The organism is Herbaspirillum sp. CF444 (genome assembly GCF_000282135.1).
GTDB lineage: Bacteria > Pseudomonadota > Gammaproteobacteria > Burkholderiales > Burkholderiaceae_D > Herbaspirillum.
In genome coordinates, this window is the sequence record NZ_AKJW01000010.1 from 47,763 (window position 1) to 71,199 (window position 23,437).

The following is a 23,437-nucleotide window of genomic DNA, read 5'->3' on the forward strand; positions in this document are numbered from 1 at the left end:
GCCCACTCTCGCTGCGATCACAGTCTACTCCCGCCGGTCGCACCCACCGTGTCTGCAGCGGCACCGACGACATCCGTATCTTCTTGCGGACCGTTTTGCACCAACGCGACCAGTGCCTCTTCATCGAGGATAGCGATGCCAAGCTCTTCCGCCTTGGCCAGCTTGCTGCCGGCTTCGGCGCCGGCAACCACATAACTGGTCTTCTTCGATACCGAACCGCTCACCTTGCCGCCGGCGGCTTCGATCATTTGCGCCGCATCGTCGCGCGACATGGTCGGCAACGTGCCGGTCAGCACAAAAATCTTGCCGGCCAGCGTCTTGGCCGGGATGTCGATGCCGGCGCCTTCGGTCCAGTGGATGCCGGCCGCGCGCAATTGATTGACCAGCTCGACGTTCAGGCCGTCGGCAAAGAAACTGATAAGGGAACGCGCAACCACGGGGCCGATGTCCGCCACTTCCAGCAATTGCTCTTCCGTCGCCGCAAGGACGGCGTCCATGTTGCCGAAGTGCCGCGCCAGTTCCTTGGCGGTGGCCTCGCCGACGTGGCGTATGCCCAGCGCATAGATGAAGCGCGCCAGCGTCGTCGACTTGGATTTCTCCAGCGCGTCGAGCACGTTTTGCGCCGACTTGTCGGCCATCCGGTCGAGCTCCGCCAGCGAAGTCAGACCCAGGCGATACAAATCGGCAGCGGTCGTGATGACGTTCTTGTCGACCAACTGCTCGATCAACTGATCACCGAGACCTTCGATGTCCATCGCGCGGCGTGATGCAAAATGCTGCAATCCGCCCTTGCGCTGCGCCGAACATTTGACCCAGCCGCCGGAACAGCGCGCGATCGCCTCTTCTTCCAGCCGGATGATGGGCGAGCCGCACACCGGGCATTCCTTCGGCATCTCGAAAGGCTGCGCGTCGGCGGGACGCGATTCGGGAACGTAGGCAACCACCTCGGGGATCACGTCGCCGGCGCGGCGCACGATCACGGTATCGCCGATCTGAATATCCTTGCGGCGCACTTCGTCTTCGTTGTGCAGGGTCGCATTGGTCACCGTCACGCCGCCGACAAACACCGGCGCCAGGCGCGCCACCGGCGTGATGGCGCCGGTACGGCCGACCTGGACTTCAATGCCCTGCACCACCGTCAAGGCTTCCTGCGCGGGATACTTGTGCGCCAGTGCAAAGCGCGGCGCGCGCGAGACGAAGCCAAGCTGTTGCTGCTGATCGAGGCGATCCACCTTGTAGACTACGCCGTCGATCTCATAGGGAAGTTCGCCGCGCTTGGCGCCGATGCCGCTGTAGAACTTCAGCAATCCCTCGGCGCCATGCACGACGGCCCTTTCCTTGCATACCGGCAGGCCCAGCGACGCATACCAGTCCAGCAGCGCCGAATGCGAAGGCGGCATGTCCATGCCTTCCAGCACGCCGATACCATAGGCGAAAAAGCGCAGGGTGCGCTGCGCCGTAATCTTTGAATCGAGCTGACGCAGACTGCCTGCGGCCGCATTGCGCGGATTGGCAAACTCCTTCAGTCCCGCGTCGCGCTGACGCTGATTGAGTTTGGCGAAATCATTCTTGTACATCAGCACTTCGCCGCGCACTTCCAGCACCTGCGGCGGATTGTCGCCATGCAGGCGCAACGGGATGGCGCGCACGGTGCGGATATTTGCCGTGACGTTTTCGCCGGTGGTGCCGTCGCCGCGCGTTGCCGCGCCGACCAGCACGCCGTTTTCATAGCGCAGGCTGATCGCCAGGCCGTCGAACTTCAACTCGGCGGCATAAGCAACGTCGGTCAGGGACGACAAACCGTCCTTGACGCGTTTATCGAAGGCGATGATGTCTTCGTCGTCAAAGCCGTTTCCCAGCGACAACATGGGAATCGCATGACGCACCTGCTCGAACTGCGGCAACGGCGTTCCACCCACGCGCTGCGTCGGCGAATCCGCCGTCGCCAGCTCGGGATGCTGCTGCTCAAGCGCTTGCAGCTCATGAAACAGCTTGTCGTATTCCGCATCGGGAATACTGGGATCGTCGAGAACGTAGTAGGCGTGATTGTGGCGATCCAATGCCGCCTTGAGCCACGCCGCCCGCGCGCGCCAGTCGTCTGCCGGCGCGGGTGCTGAAAATGAATCTGGGTACATGGTGAGGTGCGCTTTGTAAGGAAGCGCTCAGGCTTAACTGAACAGACGCATGGCGCGCTTGGAGCCGGCGGGAATCTCGGCCGATTCCATGGCGCTGTAGAACGCGGCGACCTGCTCGGCGATATCGCTCAATGCCGCATCCGACAGCAACTGGTCGCTGTCGTCGACCACCGTGCCGCCCAGGCGCATCGCCAGGGAACGCGCGCAAGCGATCATGGCGCCGTAACCGTCGCGGGCCGAACCGACACGCGGCACATCCAGCAACAAGGTCAGGCGATCGGTGGTTTCCGCGGCGCCGGTGGCGTTGGTCGACATGGAGAACAAGACTTCACCCTCGCCATCCTGCATCACAAGATGGCCGTCCGTGCGACGGTCGAAACCCTGGCGGGTGAGCGCGGCCAGCAAGGTGCTGACGTTCCATGGTGCGCCGTTGGAGCGGACGTTGACGCCCAGTTGCACGTCGTGGTCCATGATGAACTGATGCAGCGCTTGCGCCGTTTTCATGACGTCGATCATGTCCGGGACTTCCGGCTCGGCGCCGATGGAGTCGGTGAACTCGCGCAAGCGCATGATCAGCTCGGAATACTCCAGCTCGTTCAGGGCGTTGTTGCGGTTGGCCAGCTGCGCGCCCGCCAGCAAGGCGTTGTACACGCTGCCGTGGCTGATCGCTTCCCATTCGCCGTCCACGGTGCGGCCGACGAAATTCACGGTCTTGTTGCCGACATGGCGCAGGTTTTGCACGCCCGGCAGAATCTTTTCGCCACGCACGGACAGTTCCAGCGCGATGGGGATGATACAGTCGACCAGTTCGTCCACCGGCAACTCCCGCTGCGGTTGAGCAGCGGCAGGTTCCGCACCCGGTTCACCGGCGTACATGGCCGAATCGCTGAGCGAAGCTTCGACGTGGCTCAGATCGGCTTCCAGCTCGTCCGTGCCCAGCGGGTCGGCCGGATAGTCGGAATGGCTGTCAATCGGCGTATCGAGCGACAGATAAGGCTCGATCGGTTCTTCGGATGCTGAAAACTGCGGCTCAGTCTGTTGATTGAGCGGCTGATTGATCTGTGCCCCCGGCACCGGCTTTGGTCGTTCGTACAATTCCGGTTCGAGCCTGTCGTCCTCATACATGGACGCAGGTGATTTCGCCATCGGCGCGGTTTGCACGGGCGCTGCAGCAGGCATGGCCGCTACCGCAGGGGCGGAGGCGGAGGCCGACGCTGCCGACACGGGCTGATACGTTTTCTGCGCAGGCGACTGAGGCTGCAGGGGCTGAGACTGCGCATCGGCGTTCATCAGCACATCGTCATGATCCGACGAAAAAGCACGCTCGACGGTCTTGCGCGTCTTGTGTTCTTGCCATTTGTTATAGGAGATCACACCGACGACGATCACGCCACCGATGACGATCAGACTGGTCTGGAGATCTGTCATGCCGAATGCACCTTGGAATTTTTCTTGAAAGTGACGCGCGCGGCGGCGCGGCTCGTCACTGGACCGGCGCAACGCGCCAGATCAACACGGTCAAACATGTTCGGTTCGATAAAACTGGTCATAGCTTGTCTTTATGGATTCCTGAGAGTCGACAGAAACTGGAATGAAATGCTGCTGCAAAACCATGCAACTCCGATACAACCCTGTCGTTACCATCTTGTTATTTTTTGCCTGAATCGCTTTGCAAGCGTCGCGTTAAAAGCTTGGTTACAAGCCTGTTGAAGCCCTGCTGAAGCCCTTGTATGACAAGCTGTTTAGGGTAGTGTTCCGTTATAGGCTTGTCAAGCTGCGCAAGCCTTGCACTAAAGCGGCGCAAATCGACGAATCACCGAACTCGCGCCACTCCTTTTCTTTCCCGTCAGGCCGCCTGCACCTCGGACGTGAAATTGGCCGCCGCTTCCATGTCCACCGCAACGATACGCGATACACCCTGTTCCTGCATGGTCACGCCGATCAGCTGATTGGCCATTTCCATCGCGATCTTGTTATGCGAGATGAACAGGAATTGCGTGTTCGACGACATGCGCTTGACCATGTTGCAGAAGCGCTCGGTATTGGCGTCGTCCAGCGGCGCATCCACTTCGTCCAGCAAACAGAACGGCGCCGGATTGAGCTGGAACATCGAAAACACCAGGGCCGTCGCGGTCAGCGCCTTTTCACCGCCGGACAGCAGGTGAATCGTGGCGTTCTTCTTGCCGGGCGGCTGCGCCATGACCTGCACGCCGGAGTCGAGGATTTCGTCGCCGGTCATGATCAGCTTGGCCTGGCCGCCGCCGAACAGGATCGGGAACAGTTCGGCGAAATGACCGTTGACCTTGTCGAAGGTGTCTTGCAGCAAACCGCGGGTTTCGATGTCGATCTTGTGGATCGCATCCTGCAGCGTGGTGATCGCTTCGTTGAGGTCGGCGTGCTGGGCGTCGAGGAAGTTCTTGCGCTCGGATGCGGTCGCCAGCTCATCCAGCGCGGCCAGGTTGACCGCGCCCAATGCGGCGATCGCATTGGTCAGGCGCGTCACTTCGCCTTGCAGATAGGATGGACGCATGTCGTCGGTCAGCTTCTCCGACAACGCCGCTTCGTCGGCCTGGGTACTGGCCAGCGCTTCCGTGAATTGTTCCTGATTCAGGCGCGCGGCCTGTTCCTTCAATTGCAGTTCGGTAATGCGGTCGCGCTGCGGTTGCAGGCTGCGCTCGTTTTGCAGGCGCGCCTCTTCATGCTGACGCAGTTTTTGCGACAACTGATCGAGTTCGTGACGGGCATCCGCGAGCGCGCGTTCCTGGTCGGTACGCTTGTCCAGCAACGATTGCAGACCGGCTTGCGCCGCCTGGTCGTCGAGGCTTTCCAGTTCCAGGCTGCCCTGTTGCATGCTGGCAAACAATTGCGCCGCCTGTTCCAGCGCGGTGGCGATGTTGCGCTTGAGTTCGTCGATCTTGTTGCGCTGCGATTTTTCCGCAAACTCGGTTTCCTGCGCGGCGCGTTCCAGCTCGCGCAAGCGCTGGCGGGCGTCGTTGAGTTGCTGCTCCTTGCCGAGATAGTCGGTCTGGCCGTTTTCGTGCGATTCCTGCAGCTCGGCCAGCTCGACGTCGAGTTGCTCGAACTTGGCTTCGGACTCGGCCTTGATTTGCTGCTGTTCGGTTTCCTGCGCTTCGATTTCGGCCAGGTCGGCGACGATCTGCGTGCTGCGCTGGTTGAAGCGCTCCTGCACTTCGGACAGCTTCATCACTTCGATCTGCAGGCTGTGCGCGGCTTGCGTCAAACCGGCGACGCGCTGACGCAGTTCCTGCAGGCGTTGCGTGGCGGTGGTCATGGCGGCATCGGCGCGTACCGCGCGCGACTTGGCTTCTTCCGCCAGCATGTATTGCGCACGCTGCTGCTTGGTGATGTTTTCGATTTCCTGCTGGCGCGCCAGCATGCCGTCCTGCTCCGAATCGGAGGCGTAGAAACGCACGCTCGACTGGCTCACGACGTGGCCTTGCCGGGTCACGAACAAGGCGCCGTTCGGCAGCTTGCTGCGATCGACGAAAGCGCTGGCGGTGTCGTCGGCGATGAAGATGTTGTGCAGCCAGTCCTGCATCAGCGTACGCAGGCCAGGGTCATTGAGTTGCAGCAGGTTGATGAAAGGCTTCAGGCCATTTGGCGCCGGTTCGGAAGGCACGCCTGCCGGATTCGGTGCGAACAACGCCAGCTTGGCCGGCGGCGCGTCGTTGAAGAAGGCCTTGGCCCAATCCAGGTTCGACACTTCCAGCGCCGACATGCGTTCGCGCAGCACGGATTCCAGCGCGGTTTCCCAACCGGCGTCGATGTGCAGCTTCTGCCACAGGCGCGGCAGATTGGCCAGCTCGTGCTTTTCCAGCCATGGCTGAACCTTGCCTTGGGTCTGCACGCTTTCCTGCAATTGCTTCAGGGCGGAAAGGCGCGCTTCCAGTTGCGCCAGTTCGGTGGTTTCCTTGCTGACCAGTTCCTGTGCGGTGCGGCGTTCTTCTTCCTGCTTGGGCAGTTGCTCTTGCGCCTCTTCGAGGTACATCGAGGCTTCTTCGAGCGAGGCCTGCTTCTCTTCCAGTTGCAGCTTGAGATTGGACAGGTGCGCGTCGTCGGGCATGTTGAGGCCGCTCTTTTCCTGCACCAGACGCTCGCGACGCACGGTCAGGCCGGACAGGATGTTGGAGGCGTTGCGCTGATGCGCCGACTCCAGTTCGATCTGCTGCTGGATCTGCATGATCTTGCCGCGCGATTCGGTTGTTTTAAGCTGCGCTTCGCGCCAGGCCTGCTCCAGCGTCGGCACCTTGTCGGTGGCGTCCTGCACGGCCTGCTGCGCCTGTTCGACGCGCATGCCCTGCTCTTCCAGCTGGATCTCGGCTTCGGCCAGATCGTCCTGATGCTGCGTGCCCTGGCGCTGCCATTGATCGCGTTGCGCGGTCAGCGAATTCAGTTGCGATTGCAGGCGGCTGCGCGATTCGATGACGAACTTGATCTGCGCTTCCAGGCTGCCGATTTCGGAATTGGTCTGGTACAAATGGCCTTGCGCGGTATGCAGGCGGTCGCCGGCGCCGTAGTGCGCCTGGCGCATGTGCTCCAGCTCGGTCTCGACATGGCGCAGCTTGGCGGTTTGCTCTTCGAGGTCGATCTGCGCGCGTTCGATTTCGCGGAAGTATTTTTCCTGCTCGGCCTTGGCTTCGTTCTTGCGCAGCAACCACAGCAGTTTTTGCTTCTCTTCCTGATCGGCGGTGAGTTCGTTGAACTTCTTGGCGACGGCGGCCTGGGCTTCCAGTTTTTCCAGGTTGCTGTTGAGTTCGCGCAGGATATCTTCGAGGCGGGTCAGGTTTTCGCGCGTGTCGTGCAGACGATTTTCGGTTTCGCGGCGGCGTTCCTTGTATTTCGATACGCCGGCGGCTTCTTCCAGGAAGATGCGCAACTCTTCAGGGCGCGCTTCGATGATGCGCGAAATCATGCCCTGCCCGATGATCGCGTATGCGCGCGGACCCAGACCGGTGCCGAGGAAGATGTCCTGGATGTCGCGACGGCGCACCGCCTGGTTGTTGATGTAATACGAGGACGTGCCGTCGCGCGTGAGCGTGCGCTTGACGGCGATTTCGGCGTACTGGCCCCATTGACCTGCGGCCTTGCCCATGGCGTTGTCGAAGATCAGCTCGACGGAAGCGCGCCCGGCCGGCTTGCGGTTGGTGGAGCCGTTGAAGATGACGTCTTGCATCGATTCGCCGCGCAATTCGGAGGCTTTCGACTCGCCCAGAACCCAGCGCACGGCATCGATGATGTTGGACTTGCCGCAGCCGTTAGGGCCGACCACGCCTACCAGCTGCCCCGGCACCTGGAAATTCATCGGATCGACGAAGGACTTGAATCCGGACAATTTAATGGAATTTAAGCGCACGTTATCTACAATTTCACAGAGTTTGACGAAAGCAGGCAAATTCGCCCGCAATAGCCCGGTATCATAACATTTCGGGAGGGAAAACCGCTGAAATCAGGGCTTGCAAACGCAGGCCCGGCTCTCCCGGACGCTGGCAATGGATGGCAATAATGAATGGAAACGGCTTGCCTGATCGCCCAGGCAAGCCGCTTGGGTCAGCCGGTGAAGTCCGTGCTCGGGCCGGAAAGCCCTGCCTCGGCACTCAGAAGGTTTCCCAATCGCCATCATCCCCGGCGGCTGACTTCGACGCAGCCGGTTTTGCATGCGAGGCAGGCAATGCACGAACCGGGGCTGCCTTACGTGCCGGTGCAGGTTTGCGGACGGCACCTGCAGCTTTGGCAACGGGCTTGGTCGCACTTGCCGCCGGACGGCTGGCGAACGCCGGCGCCGCCGTGGACGCCACCACGTCACCCGTCTGGAAAAAGGCAACCGCTTCCTTGAGTCGACGCGCTTGCTCCTCCAAAGAACCTGCCGCTGCAGCGGCCTGCTCGACCAGCGCCGCGTTCTGCTGGGTGGTCTGATCCATTTGCGTGATCGCCATGTTGACCTGGCCGATGCCGCTGCTCTGCTCTTCGGTCGCAGCCGAAATCTCGCTCATGATGTCGGTCACGCGCTGCACCGCATCCACCACCTCGCCCATGGTCTGCCCGGCGCGCTGCACCAGATCCGAACCGCTGTCCACGCGCGTGACGGAGTCTTCGATCAGGTCCTTGATCTCTTTCGCCGCTTGCGCGCTGCGTTGCGCCAGGCTGCGCACTTCGCTGGCGACCACGGCAAAACCTCGGCCCTGTTCGCCTGCGCGCGCCGCCTCCACTGCTGCATTGAGCGCCAGAATATTGGTCTGGAAAGCGATGCCGTCGATCACGCCGATGATGTCGGAAATCTTGCGTGAACTTTCGGTGATGCCTTGCATGGTCTCGACCACCTGCCCGACCACATCGCCGCCACGACGGGCGATGTCGGAGGCCGTATTCGCCAATTGGCCGGCCTGGCGTGCATTGTCGGCGTTCTGCTTCACGGTGGAAGTCAATTCTTCCATGCTGGAAGCGGTTTCTTCCAGCGATGCCGCTTGCTGTTCGGTACGCGAAGACAGGTCGAGATTGCCGGCGGCGATTTCCTTGGCGCCGGTGTCGATGGATTCGGTGCCCGTGCGAATGCCGCCGATCACCGTCGACAGGCGCTCGCGCATGGCGCTCATTTCGTACAGCAAGCTGCGCTTGTCGCCGGGACGCGTTTTGATGGCCATGGTCAGGTTGCCGGAAGCGATCCCCGAGGCGACTTCAACCGCATAGGCAGGTTCGCCGCCGAGGCTGCGCGTGATGTTGCGGATGATCGCCAGCATCATTGCCGACACCACCACGCCCACCACGATCAGGATGCCGGCCAGCTTCATCAGGTTTTGATAAAAATCGCTTTCCACGTCGTTGAGAAACACGCCCGACACCAGCAACCAGTCCCATGGTTCGTAATAGATCAGATAGCTGACTTTCTGGGTCCGGTTGGTGTCGTCGGCGCCCGGCAGGCGCCCCATGTAATTGACGAAACCGCGTTGCTGCGATTTGCCGACCTTGACCATCTCCACGTAATAGAGTTTGCCGTCGCTGTCCTTGCGGTCGGAGACATTCTTGCCGACCACGCTCTTGTTGGTCGGGTGCATCAGCACGACCGGTTGGGAATCGAATACGAAAATGTAATTATCGTTGTCGTAGCGCATGGAGGAAATCCGCGCCAGCGCGTTTTTCTTGGCATCTTCCAATGTGGTCTTGCCGGCGGCGACTTCCGCGGCATAGCTCTTCAGGATGCCTTCGGCGGTTTCGACTACGCGCTTCAATCCGGCTTCGCGCTCATGGATCATGTTTTGGCGCGTATTGAGCGCCGACCATGCCGCCAGCACCAGCAGACCTATCCACATGACGCCCAAGGCCAGCAACAGCTTCGCCTTTAGTGTTTTCATTATTGCAACTCCGTTCCGGACAAATTAAATGGGAGATTTCTTGTTTGAGTGATCACGATAACTTACTTCGTGGAAAGCACATCGGGAGAACAAGGCGGTATCCGTCATCCGATTGTGGCTTTTGCAGTGCAACACCGACAAATAACTGACCAAAACACTTGTCGACCAGCCACCCCTCTCCGACCCATCTCGAAGAAAAGCAACGCCGGAGGCTATAATGGCGAGGTTTTAGAACCTGTCTTTATCCACTGGCGCTCTTCTTGCGTAAATCCCTCCGTGAATCCATTACTCGACAAGCTGCAACCCTACCCGTTCGAAAAACTGAAGAACCTGTTTTCCGACGTCACGCCCAATCCCGACTATCGCCATATCAGCTTGGGCATCGGCGAACCGAAACATCCGACGCCGGCGTTCATCAAGCAAGCGCTGACCGATAACCTGTCCGGCCTGGCGTCCTATCCCAGCACCATCGGCTCGGAAGCGTTGCGCGGCGCCATTGCCGGCTGGCTGGAACGCCGCTACGGCCTGCCGAAAATCGATCCGGCCACGCAAGTGCTGCCGGTCAACGGTTCGCGCGAGGCGCTGTTCTCGCTGACGCAGACCGTGGTCGACCCGTCGCAAAAAGATGCGCTGGTGATGTGCCCCAATCCCTTCTATCAAATCTATGAAGGGTCCGCTTATTTGTCGGGGGCGCAGCCTTACTTCGTCAATTCGGATCCGGCACGCAACTTCGCGCCGGATTTCAGCCGGGTGCCCGACGATGTCTGGTCGCGCGTCAAGCTGGTGTTCCTGTGTTCGCCGGGCAACCCGACCGGCGCCGTGTTGTCGCTGGAAGAATGGAAGAAGCTGTTCGACCTGTCCGACCGTTACGGCTTCGTGATCGCGTCCGACGAGTGCTATTCGGAAATCTATTTCAAGGAAGAAGCGCCACTGGGTGGCCTGGAAGCGGCGCACAAGCTGGGTCGCGGCTACGACCGCCTGATTGCCTTTTCCAGTCTGTCGAAGCGTTCCAACGTACCGGGCATGCGCTCGGGCTTCGTCGCAGGAGACGCCGCGATCCTGAAGAAATTCTTGCTGTACCGCACCTATCACGGCGGCGCCATGAGCCCATCCATCCAGAACGCCTCGATTGCCGCCTGGAACGACGAGACCCATGTGCAGGAAAACCGCGCCAAATACATCAAGAAATTCAGCCAGGTCACGCCGCTGCTGCAGGAAGTGCTCGACGTGTCCCTGCCGGACGCCAGCTTCTACCTGTGGGCCAAGGTCGATAAACTGACCTCGATCAGCGACACGGAATACGCCAAGCGCCTCTATGCCGAATATAATGTCACGGTATTGCCCGGCAGTTATCTGGCGCGCGAAGCCAACGGCGTCAATCCGGGCCAGCAGCGCATTCGCATGGCGCTGGTCGCCGAAGTGGAAGAATGCCTGGAAGCGGCGCAACGTATCGTCGCTTTCACACGCAAACTGGCAGGCGCTTAGGCGTCTCTGCCATCCCAGGGCGCCTTCTTCAGCGTGCAAGCACACGAAGAAACGCGTTCCCGGTTTTATTTATTTTCAACTGAGTCCAACTGAGATCTAAAAAGATGACCCAATCCATTCAGCAAATCATCGATCAGGCGTGGGAAGACCGCGCCAGCCTGTCGCCAAAGACCGCACCTGCCGACATCCGCAACGCCGTGGCGGAAGTCATCGCCGGCCTGAACGAAGGCACCCTGCGCGTGGCGGATCGCCAAAGCGTCGGCCAATGGCAAGTCAACCAATGGGTCAAGAAAGCCATCCTGCTGTCGTTCCGCCTGGAAGACAACGTGCCTGTCGGCTCCGGCATCCCCGGCTATCCGCAGTTCTACGACAAGGTCCCGACCAAGTTCGCCAACTACACTGCTGAAGATTTCGCCAAGGGCGGCTTCCGCGTGGTGCCGCCGGCAGTTGCCCGTCACGGCTCCTTCATCGGCAAGAACGTCGTGCTGATGCCGTCCTACGTCAATATCGGCGCTTACGTCGATGAAGGCGCGATGGTCGATACATGGGCCACCGTCGGTTCCGCCGCGCAAATCGGCAAGAACGTCCATCTGTCCGGCGGCGTCGGCATCGGCGGCGTGCTCGAGCCGGTGCAAGCCGGTCCGGTCATCATCGAAGACAACTGCTTCATCGGCGCGCGTTCGGAAGTCGTCGAAGGCGTGATCATCGAAGAAAACTCGGTGCTGTCGATGGGCGTGTACATCGGCCAGTCAACCAAGATTTACGATCGCGAAACCGGTGAAGTGCATTACGGTCGCGTACCGGCCGGCTCCGTCGTGGTGCCGGGCAACCTGCCGTCGAAAGACGGCAAGTACAGCCTGTACGCTGCGATCATCGTCAAGAAGGTCGACGCGCAAACCCGTTCGAAGACCTCGATCAACGAACTGCTGCGCGGCGCTTAACCGGCGTCGCGAATTGCCGGCCCGTGTCGGCAATTTTCTTTGCAGCAAACCAGGAAATACGGCCGGCATGGCATGACGCCGGCCTTCACTTTTTGTAAGACAGGATGTTGATTTCATGAGCACGCAAGTCATTCTCTACGGCATTCCCAACTGCGACACGGTCAAGAAGGCGCGCATCTGGCTCGACGCCAATGGCGTCGCGTACACCTTCCACGATTTCAAGAAGGCCGGCCTCGACGCCGGCCTGGTCAAGACCTGGCTCAAGGACATTCCGTGGGACACGCTGGTCAATCGCAAAGGCACGACCTGGCGCGGCCTGTCCGACGAGCGCAAGGCCGGCATCACCGACAACGCCAGCGCCACCGCGCTGATGGTCGAGCTGCCGTCCATCGTCAAACGTCCTGTGCTGCACGCCAGCGGCCAGCCCACGCACGTCGGCTTTACCGCAGACCTTTATCAACAGATTTTCAAGAACTGATTGCACGGATTCATCATGAGCAAAACCCTTGCCCTGACCCAGGAACTGATCGCCCTCTCTTCCGTCACTCCGGAAGACAAAGGCTGCCAGGCGCGCCTGGCTGAACTGCTGGCGCCGCTCGGCTTCGTCTGCGAAACCATCCAGTCCGGCGACGTCACCAACCTGTGGGCGCGCAAGGGTACCGCGCAACCGCTGCTGGCCTTTGCCGGACACACCGACGTGGTGCCGACCGGTCCGGTCGACAAATGGCAATCGCCGCCATTCGTGCCGACACAGCGCGACGGCAAGCTGTTCGGTCGCGGCGCGTCCGACATGAAGACCTCGATTGCGGCGATGGTGGTCGCGGTCGAAGAATTCGTTGCCGCGCACCCCGATCACAAAGGCTCGATCGGTTTCCTGATCACCAGCGATGAAGAAGGTCCGGCGACCGACGGCACCGTGATCGTCTGCGACAAGCTCAAAGCGCGCGGCGAGCAACTCGATTACTGCATCGTCGGCGAACCGACCTCGGCCAAACAGCTGGGCGACATGATAAAGAACGGCCGCCGCGGCACCATGTCCGGCAAGCTCGTCGTCAAGGGCATTCAGGGCCACATCGCCTATCCGCAACTGGCGAAGAATCCCATTCATCTGGCAGCGCCGGCACTGGCCGATCTGGTCGCCGAACAATGGGACGAAGGCAACGAGTACTATCTGCCGACCTCGTGGCAGATGTCGAACATCCACGGCGGCACCGGCGCGTCGAACGTGATTCCGGGCGAAGTCGTGATCGACTTCAATTTCCGCTTCTCGACCGCCAGCACGGTGGAAGGTTTGCAGCAACGCGTACACGCCATCCTCGACAAGCACGGCTTTGACTATGATCTGAAATGGACCGTCGGCGGTCGCCCCTTCCTGACGCCGCGCGGCAACCTGAGCGATGCGCTGTCGTCGGCGATCAAGGCCGAAACCGGTCTCGACACCGAACTGTCGACCACCGGCGGCACTTCCGACGGACGCTTCATTGCGCAGATCTGTCCGCAGGTGATCGAGTTCGGACCACCCAACGACAGCATCCACAAGATCGACGAATACATCGAAGTACGCTACATCGATCCGCTGAAAAACATTTATCGCCGCACCATGGAAAACCTGTTGCTGTAGTTCTTCTACTCCCGGCGGCAGACCAAACCCCAAGGCCTATTCCATGTACAGACCGAGAATATCGATCATGACACCAAACAATTTCGCTACCGTGCGCGACATCCTGCGCTATGCCATCACGAGCTTCAATACGGAGAAGCTGTTCTTCGGTCACGGCACCAACAATGCCTTCGATGAAGCCGCCTACCTGATCCTGCACACGCTCAAGCTGCCGCTGGACCAATTGGAGCCTTTCCTCGATGCGCGCCTGCTGCAAGGCGAGATCGACAATCTGCTGCGCGTCATCATGCGCCGCACCGAGGACCGCATTCCCGCCGCTTACATCACCAACGAAGCCTGGCTGGGCGGTTATCGCTTCTTTGTCGATGAGCGCGTGATCGTGCCGCGTTCGTTCATCGCCGAACTGATTCCGGAACACTTTTCGCCATGGGTGCAGGATCCGGCGCAAGTCGCCAATATCCTCGATCTGTGCACCGGCTCCGGCTGCCTGCCGATCCTGCTCGCGGATGCTTTCCCGCAGGCCCGCGTCGACGCCGTCGACATCTCGCCGGAAGCGCTGCAAGTGGCGCGCCGCAACGTCGACGACTACGAGCTGGGCGGCCGCATCAGCCTGGTCGAATCGGATCTTTACACCAAACTGCCGGCGCGCAAGTACGACCTGATCATCAGCAATCCACCCTACGTCAATTCGGATTCGATGAGCAAGCTTCCGCAGGAATACCTGCAGGAACCGCAAATCGCGCTGGCCGGCGGCAAGGACGGCATGGACCTGGTGCGCAAGATCGTCAAGGGCGCCGCACAACGGCTGACCCCGAACGGCGTGCTGATCGTCGAAATCGGCAACGAGCGCGCCCACGCCGAAGCCGCTTTCCCCGGACTGGAATTGACCTGGGTCTCGACCAGCGCCGGCGACGATATGGTGTTCCTGCTGACGGCAGATCAGTTGCAGCATCTGGCGTGATTCTTTGCGTTTCCTTTCAGCTTCGTTTTAATCTGATTTTTTCTTCTTTGATTGCAGTTCCACGATGATTCGTTTTCAGCAAGTTTCCCTGGCCCGCGGCGTCAAGCCGCTGCTGGAGAATGTCGACCTTACGCTCAACCCGGGCGACAAGATCGGCCTCATCGGCGCCAACGGCGCCGGCAAATCCAGCCTGTTCGCCATGCTGCGCGGCGAACTGCATGCCGACCAGGGCAACATCGACTATCCAACGAAATGGCGCGTCGCCTACGTCGCCCAGGAAACCCCTGCGCTCGACCGTCCTGCCGTGGAATACGCCATCGACGGCGACGTCACCTTGCGCCGCCTGGAAGCGCAACTGGCTGCGGCCGAGGCAGAACCGGAAAGCGCCGAGAACGGTACCCATATCGCTGAACTCTATGCCGCGCTGGCGGATGCAGACGTCTACACGGTGCGCTCGCGCGCCGAGCAGTTGCTGATCGGCCTGGGCTTCACCCTGGAACAAATGGAGCGCCCCGTCGCGAGCTTCTCGGGCGGTTGGCGCATGCGCCTGAATCTGGCGCAGGCGCTGATGTGCCCGTCCGATTTGCTGCTGCTTGACGAACCGACCAATCACCTGGATCTGGACGCCATCATCTGGCTGGAAGACTGGCTCAAACGCTACGCCGGCACGCTGATCATCATCTCCCATGATCGCGATTTCCTCGACGGCGTGGTCAACGTGATCGTGCATATCGACGACCGCAAGCTGAAACGCTATTCCGGCAACTACTCGGCATTCGAACGTCAACGAGCGGCACAGCTGGAACTGGCGGCCGGCATGATCGAGAAGCAGATGCGCCAGCGCGCCCATTTGCATTCCTTCATCGATCGCTTCAAGGCCAAGGCCAGCAAAGCCAGACAGGCGCAAAGCCGCATGAAGGCCCTGGCGAAGATGGAGGAACTGGCGCCCCTGCGCGCGGCGGCGGAGTTTTCGTTCGAATTCCGCGAACCGTTGTCGGCGCCGAATCCGCTGCTGGTCATGGAAAAGGTCAACGCCGGTTATCGCATTGAAGATCCCGAGACTTATGCCATCAGCGAAAAGATCATCGTCGGCGGCATCGATTTTTCGCTGCAGACCGGCCAGCGCATCGGCCTGCTCGGCGTTAACGGCGCCGGCAAGTCGACGCTGATCAAAACCATCGCCAACGAACTCGACCCGATCGCAGGCACCGCCCAGTTCGGCAAGGGCCTGGTGATCGGCTACTTCGCCCAGCATCAGGTAGAAATGCTGCGCCACGACGAGTCGCCGCTGTGGCATCTGGCGCGCATCGCTCCCGACGTGCGCGAGCAGGAACTGCGCAACTTCCTCGGCAGCTTCAACTTCAACGGCACCATGGCGTCGTCCAGCATCGCGCCGTTTTCAGGCGGTGAAAAGGCGCGCCTGGCGCTGGCGCTGATCGTCTGGCAACGCCCCAACCTGCTGCTGCTCGATGAACCGACCAACCATCTGGATCTGGAAACACGCGAAGCGCTGACCATGGCCTTGGCGCAGTTCGAAGGCACGCTCGTCCTGGTATCCCATGATCGCCATCTGCTGCGCGCCACCACCGACCAATTCCTGATCGTCGCCGACGGCAAGTTGCAGCCCTTCGACGGCGACCTCGACGACTACCGCGACTGGCTGTTCAAGACCAAGCTGGCCGCCAAGAACAGTGCGGCAGAGGCTGCGCAAACCGCTGCGAACAAACCGAAAGTGGAGCCGAAAGTCGAAAAGAAAGCGCCGGAGCCGGTTGCCGCTGCCGTCGTTCCCGTCGGCGACCGCCGTGAACAAAAAAGGCTCGACGCCGAAGAACGCCAGCGCCTGGCCGGTTTGAAAAAACCGATCGAGTCGCGCATCAAGCGATTGGAAGAGCAGATCGCCAAATGCAACGAAAAGAAAGCCGTCATCGATGCACGCCTGGCCGATCCGGCCATCTACGACGCCGCCAACAAGGAAGAGCTGAAGACGCTGATCACAGACCAGGCTTATTGCACCAAGGAACTGGAACAGCTGGAAGAAGACTGGCTGGGGCAGCAGGAAGCGCTGGAACAGATATTGGCTTGATGTTTTTAATACTCAGCGTCAAAAGGCTGGAGAAAAGGCGAGCTGGCTAGGCGTATCGACGCAGGCAGTACGCTAGGGCCTGCTCACATTAAATCTACGAGTGCGAACGCGTGGCAGGCGTTGGCTGTCTAGGCGCGGCGACGCGTCGTAGCGGTGCTACGGCAAGGAGATGCAACAACGCCAGATCGTCTTTTCTCCAGCCTCTCCATATAAACTTCTTACATAGATGTCTTTGAGCTTAGCTTGCAAAGCGATTAAGCTGCTCGCATATCGGATTTCCACCGATCAATATATTTATCGCCAAAGGAACAGACATGACATCCAAAACACTCCGCAAACTGTCTCCGCTACTGGCCGGCCTGCTGCTGGTTGGCGCAACCGTCGGTGCGCATGCTGCCGACCTGCTCGATACCGTCAAAGCGCGCGGCACGCTGAAAGTGGCCCTGGAAGGCAATTATCCGCCCTTCAACTTCAAAGATCCGAAAACCAGCGAACTGACCGGTTTTGAAGTCGATGTCGCCAAGTTGCTGGCAGCCAAGCTGGGCCTGAAACCCGAATTCACCACCACGGAGTGGAGCGGTATCCTGGCAGGCCTGGGCGCCGGCAAGTACGACGTCATCATCAATCAGGTCGGCATTACCGATGAGCGTCAAAAGGCGTTCGACTTCTCCGATCCGTACACCCTGTCGAGCGCGCAGCTGATCGTGCGCAAGGATGAAAAGCGCGACTTCAAGAGCCTGGAAGACCTGAAAGGCAAAAAACTGGGCCTGGGCCAGGGCACCAACTTCGAACAAAAAGCCAAGAGCGTTCCCGGCATCGACGTCAAGACCTATCCCGGTTCGCCTGAATACCTGGCCGACCTGGCCAGCGGCCGCATCGACGCTGCACTGAACGACAGCCTGCTGGTCGGCTACCTGCTGAAATCGTCGAACCTGCCGCTCAAGGGCGGCTCGCCGATCGGCACCATCGACAAGATCGGCATCCCGTTCCAGAAGGGCAACCCGCAATTCAAGGCCGCCCTGAACAAGGCGTTGGCCGACATCCAGAAGGACGGCAGCTTCAAGCAAGCGTCGATCAAGTGGTTTGGCATTGACGTGAGCAAGCCGCCAGCCGCACAATGAGTTATTGAGTAAGTCACCGAGCTCTCCTGAAATCGATATCCCCGCATCAATGCGGGGATATTTTTATTGCGTCGACGAAAATGGAAATATGGGATTTGCTGCACCAGGCAGCGCCGATCATGCTCAAAGGCACGGGCTACACGCTGTTGTTTGCCTTGTCGTCGATGGTCGGCGGCCTGGTCCTGGGATTTGTGCTGGCAGTCGCGCGCATCGTGCCGTGGAGATTCGTCCATTGGCCTGCTGCCGTCTATGTCAGCCTGATGCGCGGCACGCCGCTGCTGGTACAGATTTTCGTGGTCTATTACGGCTTGCCGAGCGTCGGCATCGAGTTTTCGCCGCTCATGGCCGGCGTGCTGACGCTGAGCCTGAACGCCGGCGCCTATCTGTCGGAAAGCCTGCGCGGCGCGATCCTCGGCGTCGGCAAAGGCCAATGGAGCGCCAGCTACAGCCTCGGTCTGACTTATACCCAGACTCTGCGCTACGTGGTGGTGCCGCAAGCAATCCGCATCGCGGTGCCGTCGATGAGCAATACCTTGATCAGCCTGATCAAGGATACCTCTCTGGTCTCCGTCATCACGGTCACGGAACTGATGCTGTCGACCAAGGAAATCATTGCGGTGACCTTCCGGCCCCTGCCGCTGTATATCGCCGCAGCCATGGTGTACTGGTTTCTCAGCATTTGCTTCGAAGCCCTGCAACACCGCCTGGAGCGTCGGCTGGAACGCGCACACCAGTAATGCTGCGCCAATAAAAAAAGCCCGGGCGATCAGGCCCGGGCTTTTTTCATTGGGAGAAATCAGCGTTTGACGCGATAAATGTCCTGTCCTGCTTCATCAATCTGGCGCCGCAATTCCCGGCGTTCATCGGGGCTCAGCTTACCCCGGCGCTGGTTGACGTCTTGCTCCGGGGGCGGACGTCCGCCACCGTTGCCGCCCTGATTGCGAAAGTCGCCCGGCTGATTCGGCATGCCGCGCCCAGGTTCGGGAGGACGCGCAAATGCAGCGGTAGCGCCGAGCAATACAATCGCAGCAACAACACCAAGTTTTTTAAAAACAGCAATATCCATAACGGCATTTTTCCACATTTTGGACCAACGACAAAGTGCATCATCGATGTACCCAGTGTAGGTTGCTAGGCCGGATGGTATAAGATGATTAAGGTAAGGTATGTAACAGTTTGTAATCTTTGACTGCTTACATGTTGCTGATCGCTGTGAAGACGCTACCATAACGCCATGAATACGAACAACACCAGCTCCCCCGCTACGCCGGCCCACCAATCCAAAGTCCTGGTGGTGGATGACGACATCCGTCTGCGCGACCTGTTGCGCCGCTACCTGACCGAACAAGGCTTCAACGTGGTCACGGCTGAAAATGCGCAAGCGATGAACAAACTCTGGATCCGCGAACGCTACGATCTGCTGGTACTGGATCTGATGCTGCCCGGTGAAGACGGCCTGGCGATCTGTCGCCGTTTGCGCGGCGCCGGCGACCAGACGCCGATCATCATGCTCACCGCCAAAGGCGAAGACGTGGACCGCATCATCGGCCTCGAAATGGGTGCCGACGATTATCTGCCGAAACCATTCAATCCACGCGAACTGGTGGCGCGCATCAACGCCGTGCTGCGTCGCAAAGGTCCGGACGAACTGCCGGGAGCGCCGTCGGAGTCGCCCGAATCCTTCGAGTTCGGAGAATTCGTACTCGATCTGGGCACGCGCACACTGAAGAAAAAAGGCGAAACCGTTCCGCTCACGACCGGTGAGTTCTCCGTCCTCAAAGTCTTTGCCCGCAATGCGCGCCAACCGCTGTCGCGCGAAAAACTGATGGAAATGGCGCGCGGCCGTGAATATGAAGTGTTCGACCGCAGCCTCGACGTGCAGATCTCGCGTCTGCGCAAACTGATCGAACCCGACCCGGCCAATCCTTTGTATATTCAGACTGTGTGGGGTCTCGGCTACGTCTTCATCCCCGAGGGCAAACCACGCTGATGCGCTTGTTGCGCCGATTGAACCCATCGAACCCGCCCACCGGGATTCACGCCATGAGTTATCAAGCGCGCCAAAAATGGTTCAGCAACGGACTGTTCTGGCGCACCTTTTTTTTGCTGACCTTCCTGATCACCGCCAGCATGGTGGCGTGGGTGGCCAGCTTCCGCATGGTGGAACGCGGCCCGCGCGCCGAGCAACTGGCCGCGCAAATCGTTTCCGTGGTCACGATCACGCGCGCGGCGTTGACGCACTCGGCTCCGGAGATGCGCCGCGAGCTGCTGTTCGATCTCGCCAGCAACGAAGGCATCCGCATCTATCCGCTGGAGAAGTCGGACAAGATCGCGCCGCCCGACGACTCGCCTGCGCTTCCCGAGCTGGAGTATTACGTCAAACAGGCGATGGGGGAGGACACGCAGTTCTCGTCCAGCGTCAACGATGTCGACGGTTTCTGGATCAGCTTCAAGATCGATGAAGACGCCTACTGGCTCATGCTTGACCGCGGTCGCCTTGACCGCACTTCCAGCCTGCAATGGCTGGGCTGGGCCTCGATTGCGCTGGTGCTGTCGCTGATCGGCGCCGTATTCATTTCGACGCTGATCAACCAACCGCTGGCACGCCTGACGGCCGCTGCGCGGGCCATCGCCAAAGGCAAGCAGCCCGATCCGTTGCCGGAATCCGGACCGACCGAAATCAGGGAAGCCAACGGCAGTTTCAACCAGATGGTCGACGACCTCAATCGCATCGAATCCGATCGCGCCGTGATTCTCGCCGGCATTTCACATGACTTGCGCACGCCGCTGGCGCGCATGCAGCTGGAAGTCGAAATGGCCCAGCTCTCCGACGACGCGCGCGACGGCATGCATGCAGACCTGGCGCAAATGGATGCCATCATCGGTCAGTTCCTCGACTATGCAAAACCGTTCGACAGCAGCAGCTTTACCCCTGTCGATCTGTCCGGCCTGCTCGAAGACGCCGCCAACCACAGCAAACGTCAGAACGAAGTACGTGTCACGACAGCAATCATGCCGGGTCTGGAAATCATGGGCAACACCGTCGAACTCGAACGTACGATCGGCAATCTGATCGAGAACGCGCGCCGCTATGGCAAGACGCCCGACACGGACATCGCCGATATCGACATCCTGTGCAAGCTGGAAGGCCACAACGTCAAGGTGGAGATCGCCGATCACGGCGTCGGCGCGCCGGAAAGCGAGCTGGAACGCCTGCTGCGTCCCTTCACCCGGCTCGACACTGCACGCGGCCAGGCCAACGGTTCCGGTCTGGGGCTGGCCATCGTGAATCGGATTGTGATTCGCCACAACGGCAAATTGCATCTGCGCAATCGCGAAGGCGGTGGTTTGGTGGTGCAGATGATTTTCCCCCAACCGTCGCGCAAGCAAGCAGGATCATGAGATTGCAGCACCCGGGCCGATCAGCCATGATGTTATTGACGATCGCGTGTATGAACGGCGGCATGGCGTTTGCCCAGGCACGCGTCGATCGCACGCTGAGCATACAACCTGCGGCTACGCCATCGATCGGCGATCTGCCCGTGGCTGCGACAAGCACGACATCCGCCGCACCTGCGGTCTATCCCCCTGCCCCTGGGAATCGCAACCGGCCCAGCGGCTCCTATGCCTCCGACGCCATGGGTGCCACCATTCTGGCAAAAAATGCCGACTACGAAACGACCTTCAGGATCAATGTCCCCGTGCCTGCGGGCAGTACGATCAGCAATGTGTCATGGCGCTACGGCTTGTCGGGCAAACCGGCAGGCTTTGAAGCCGTGCTGTGCTGGAACAATCAACAGCGCTGCTGGAATGTGACCAACAGCGCCAGCGGCAATACGCCGGCCTTCAACGGCAAGGATGCCGCCCAGCCATTCACGCTGCATTATCGCGTCAGAGGCAGTGGCCCGCTGGGGCCGCCGGCACAGGGCGAAATGAATCAACTCATCGTGACCTACGAGCTGCCGGGATAAAGCCGGTCCGGGAGACAAGCGGCCGACGACGGCCCGCTTGTTTTCCGTTTGTTTTCCGCCTATTCGTCGATGTTGCGAATTTTCTGCAAGGCCTCGTCGATGCGCTCCACCGCAACGACTTTCAGCCCTTCGACCTCTTGCTTGGGTGCGTTTGCTTTCGGAATCATGGCGATGGAAAAACCCAGCTTGGCCGCTTCGCGCAGACGCTCCTGACCGCGCGGCGCCGGACGGATCTCGCCCGCCAGTCCGACTTCGCCGAACACCACCAGACCGCGCGGCAACGGCTTGTTGCGCATGGAGGAATTGATCGCCAGCAGCACGGCAAGGTCGGCCGCCGGTTCGGTGATTTTGACGCCGCCGACGGCATTGATGAATACATCCTGATCGAACGCGGCGATACCGGCGTGGCGATGCAATACCGCCAGCAACATGGCAAGACGATTCTGCTCCAGGCCAACCGACAAACGACGTGCGTTGGGAACATGCGAGCTATCGACCAATGCCTGAATTTCCACCAGCAAAGGACGCGTGCCTTCTTGCGTGACCATGACGCAAGAACCCGGCACCTGATTGTCATGCTGCGACAAAAACAGCGCCGACGGATTGGACACTCCCTTGAGTCCCTTTTCCGTCATGGCGAACACGCCCAGTTCATTGACTGCACCGAAACGGTTCTTGAACGCCCGCACCAGACGGAAACTGGAGTGCGTGTCGCCTTCGAAATACAGCACCGTGTCGACGATATGCTCCAGCACGCGCGGACCGGCCAGTGCGCCCTCCTTGGTCACGTGGCCGACCATGATGATGGTGGTGTCGGACGTCTTGGCAAAGCGCGTCAGCTGCGCCGCGCATTCACGCACCTGCGCCACCGAGCCGGGCGCCGAAGTCAAGGCATCCGAATAAACCGTCTGAATCGAATCGATGACGGCGACATCCGGCTTGTGTTCGGCCAGCGTCGACAGGATTTTTTCCAGCTGGATTTCCGCCTGCAGCTTGAGATCCCTGGCGTCGACCGCCAGACGCTTGGCGCGCAAGGCGATCTGCGAACCCGATTCTTCGCCGCTGACGTACAGGACCTGTTTGAGTTTGGAAATATTCGCCAGCGCCTGCAACAACAGCGTCGACTTGCCGATGCCCGGATCGCCGCCTATCAGCACCACGCCGCCCGGCACCAGGCCGCCGCCCAGGACGCGGTCGAATTCTTCGATGCCGGTGCCGAAGCGCGGCACGTCGATTGCCTCGATGTCGACCAGCGATAGCACCGGCGCCGTCTGTGCCAGGCCCTGATGCTGATTCGAATAACGGTTGGCGCCGGCCGGCTCGATCAGCGTTTCCACCAGCGTATTCCACTGACCGCAGGCCGGGCACTGCCCCGCCCATTTATTGCTGATGCCGCCGCATTCGGTGCAGGTGTAATTGGTTTTGGCCTTTGCCATATCAGTTCTTTTCCCGGACGGTCACGCGCGGCGCCAGGGCGCACATCAATTCATAGCCGATGGTGCCCGCCGCGAAGGCGACCTCATCGATCGGCAAGGCTTCGCCCCATAAGACGACATGGCTGCCGACGCCGGCATGCGGGATATGCGTCAGGTCCACCGTCAGCATGTCCATGGACACGCGACCGACGGTACCGGTCTTGACGCCGTCGACCACGACCGGCGTGTTGTTGGGCGCATGGCGCGGATAGCCGTCGGCATAGCCGCAGGCCACGACGCCGATTTTCATCGGTTTGTCAGCGACGAAGCGGCTGGC

At 60.3% G+C, this 23,437-nt stretch carries 18 protein-coding genes; 11 read left to right on the plus strand and 7 right to left on the minus strand.

Going from position 1 to position 23,437, the window contains the following annotated elements:
• Positions 1-17: 17 nt before the first annotated feature.
• The 4 genes from ligA to PMI16_RS01815 form a co-directional block, all read right to left on the minus strand.
• Positions 18-2,135, minus strand: coding sequence for an NAD-dependent DNA ligase LigA (gene ligA / locus PMI16_RS01800; protein ID WP_007875783.1), 2,118 nt, complete (start codon positions 2,133-2,135; stop codon positions 18-20).
• 33 nt (positions 2,136-2,168) lie between these two features.
• Complete coding sequence (locus tag PMI16_RS01805; protein ID WP_007875785.1) at positions 2,169-3,563, minus strand: cell division protein ZipA C-terminal FtsZ-binding domain-containing protein; 1,395 nt, start codon at positions 3,561-3,563, stop codon at positions 2,169-2,171.
• Between the two features lie 418 nt (positions 3,564-3,981).
• Positions 3,982-7,509, minus strand: a complete 3,528-nt coding sequence (smc, locus tag PMI16_RS01810) for a chromosome segregation protein SMC (protein WP_081493347.1) — start codon at positions 7,507-7,509, stop codon at positions 3,982-3,984.
• 241 nt (positions 7,510-7,750) lie between these two features.
• Positions 7,751-9,502 (minus strand): methyl-accepting chemotaxis protein, encoded by a 1,752-nt coding sequence (locus PMI16_RS01815; RefSeq protein WP_007875789.1) that lies wholly within the window; start codon positions 9,500-9,502, stop codon positions 7,751-7,753.
• Positions 9,503-9,778: 276 nt separating this feature from the next.
• Between PMI16_RS01815 and dapC the strand changes: the two genes are divergently transcribed.
• The 8 genes from dapC (at position 9,779) to PMI16_RS01855 (ending at position 18,451) form a co-directional block, all read left to right on the plus strand.
• Positions 9,779-10,987 carry a succinyldiaminopimelate transaminase gene (dapC, locus tag PMI16_RS01820; protein ID WP_007875791.1) on the plus strand — a complete coding sequence of 403 codons (1,209 nt, stop codon included), beginning with the start codon at positions 9,779-9,781 and terminating at the stop codon, positions 10,985-10,987.
• Between the two features lie 104 nt (positions 10,988-11,091).
• A complete protein-coding gene (dapD, locus tag PMI16_RS01825; protein WP_007875794.1) occupies positions 11,092-11,928 on the plus strand; it encodes a 2,3,4,5-tetrahydropyridine-2,6-dicarboxylate N-succinyltransferase in 837 nt (278 codons plus the stop codon).
• 115 nt (positions 11,929-12,043) lie between these two features.
• Positions 12,044-12,406 (plus strand): ArsC family reductase, encoded by a 363-nt coding sequence (locus tag PMI16_RS01830; protein WP_007875796.1) that lies wholly within the window; start codon positions 12,044-12,046, stop codon positions 12,404-12,406.
• A gap of 15 nt (positions 12,407-12,421) precedes the next feature.
• A complete protein-coding gene (gene dapE / locus PMI16_RS01835) occupies positions 12,422-13,549 on the plus strand; it encodes a succinyl-diaminopimelate desuccinylase (RefSeq protein WP_007875800.1) in 1,128 nt (375 codons plus the stop codon).
• Between the two features lie 67 nt (positions 13,550-13,616).
• A complete protein-coding gene (gene prmB, locus PMI16_RS01840; protein WP_007875806.1) occupies positions 13,617-14,510 on the plus strand; it encodes a 50S ribosomal protein L3 N(5)-glutamine methyltransferase in 894 nt (297 codons plus the stop codon).
• Positions 14,511-14,574: 64 nt separating this feature from the next.
• Positions 14,575-16,593, plus strand: coding sequence for an ATP-binding cassette domain-containing protein (locus PMI16_RS01845; protein ID WP_007875807.1), 2,019 nt, complete (start codon positions 14,575-14,577; stop codon positions 16,591-16,593).
• Between the two features lie 314 nt (positions 16,594-16,907).
• Positions 16,908-17,714, plus strand: a complete 807-nt coding sequence (locus PMI16_RS01850) for a cystine ABC transporter substrate-binding protein (protein ID WP_007875808.1) — start codon at positions 16,908-16,910, stop codon at positions 17,712-17,714.
• A gap of 80 nt (positions 17,715-17,794) precedes the next feature.
• Complete coding sequence (locus PMI16_RS01855; RefSeq protein ID WP_007875810.1) at positions 17,795-18,451, plus strand: amino acid ABC transporter permease; 657 nt, start codon at positions 17,795-17,797, stop codon at positions 18,449-18,451.
• A gap of 59 nt (positions 18,452-18,510) precedes the next feature.
• Here the strand turns inward: PMI16_RS01855 and PMI16_RS01860 are convergent, their stop codons facing one another.
• On the minus strand, positions 18,511-18,780 hold the full coding sequence (locus PMI16_RS01860; protein WP_007875812.1) for a hypothetical protein: 270 nt from the start codon (positions 18,778-18,780) through the stop codon (positions 18,511-18,513).
• Between the two features lie 168 nt (positions 18,781-18,948).
• On the opposite strand from PMI16_RS01860, the gene ompR reads away from it, so the two are divergent.
• Genes ompR through PMI16_RS01875 form a run of 3 tightly spaced genes read left to right on the plus strand, consistent with a single transcriptional unit; the run spans position 18,949 to position 21,685 of the window.
• Entirely contained in the window at positions 18,949-19,704 is a 756-nt protein-coding gene (gene ompR / locus PMI16_RS01865; RefSeq protein WP_007875813.1) for an osmolarity response regulator transcription factor OmpR, read from the plus strand.
• Between the two features lie 53 nt (positions 19,705-19,757).
• The gene (locus PMI16_RS01870) at positions 19,758-21,116 is read left to right on the plus strand and encodes a sensor histidine kinase (RefSeq protein WP_007875814.1); all 1,359 of its coding nucleotides are present in this window, start codon (positions 19,758-19,760) and stop codon (positions 21,114-21,116) included.
• Positions 21,117-21,142: 26 nt separating this feature from the next.
• Positions 21,143-21,685 (plus strand): flagellar protein FlhE, encoded by a 543-nt coding sequence (locus tag PMI16_RS01875; RefSeq protein ID WP_007875817.1) that lies wholly within the window; start codon positions 21,143-21,145, stop codon positions 21,683-21,685.
• A 59-nt stretch (positions 21,686-21,744) separates the two neighbouring features.
• Here PMI16_RS01875 and radA read toward each other — a convergent pair whose 3' ends face one another.
• Positions 21,745-23,121: a DNA repair protein RadA gene (gene radA, locus PMI16_RS01880; protein ID WP_007875819.1), complete on the minus strand. Its 1,377-nt coding sequence runs from the start codon at positions 23,119-23,121 to the stop codon at positions 21,745-21,747.
• Position 23,122: 1 nt separating this feature from the next.
• A partial coding sequence (locus tag PMI16_RS01885) for an alanine racemase C-terminal domain-containing protein (protein WP_007875821.1) occupies positions 23,123-23,437 on the minus strand: 315 nt, incomplete at its 5' end.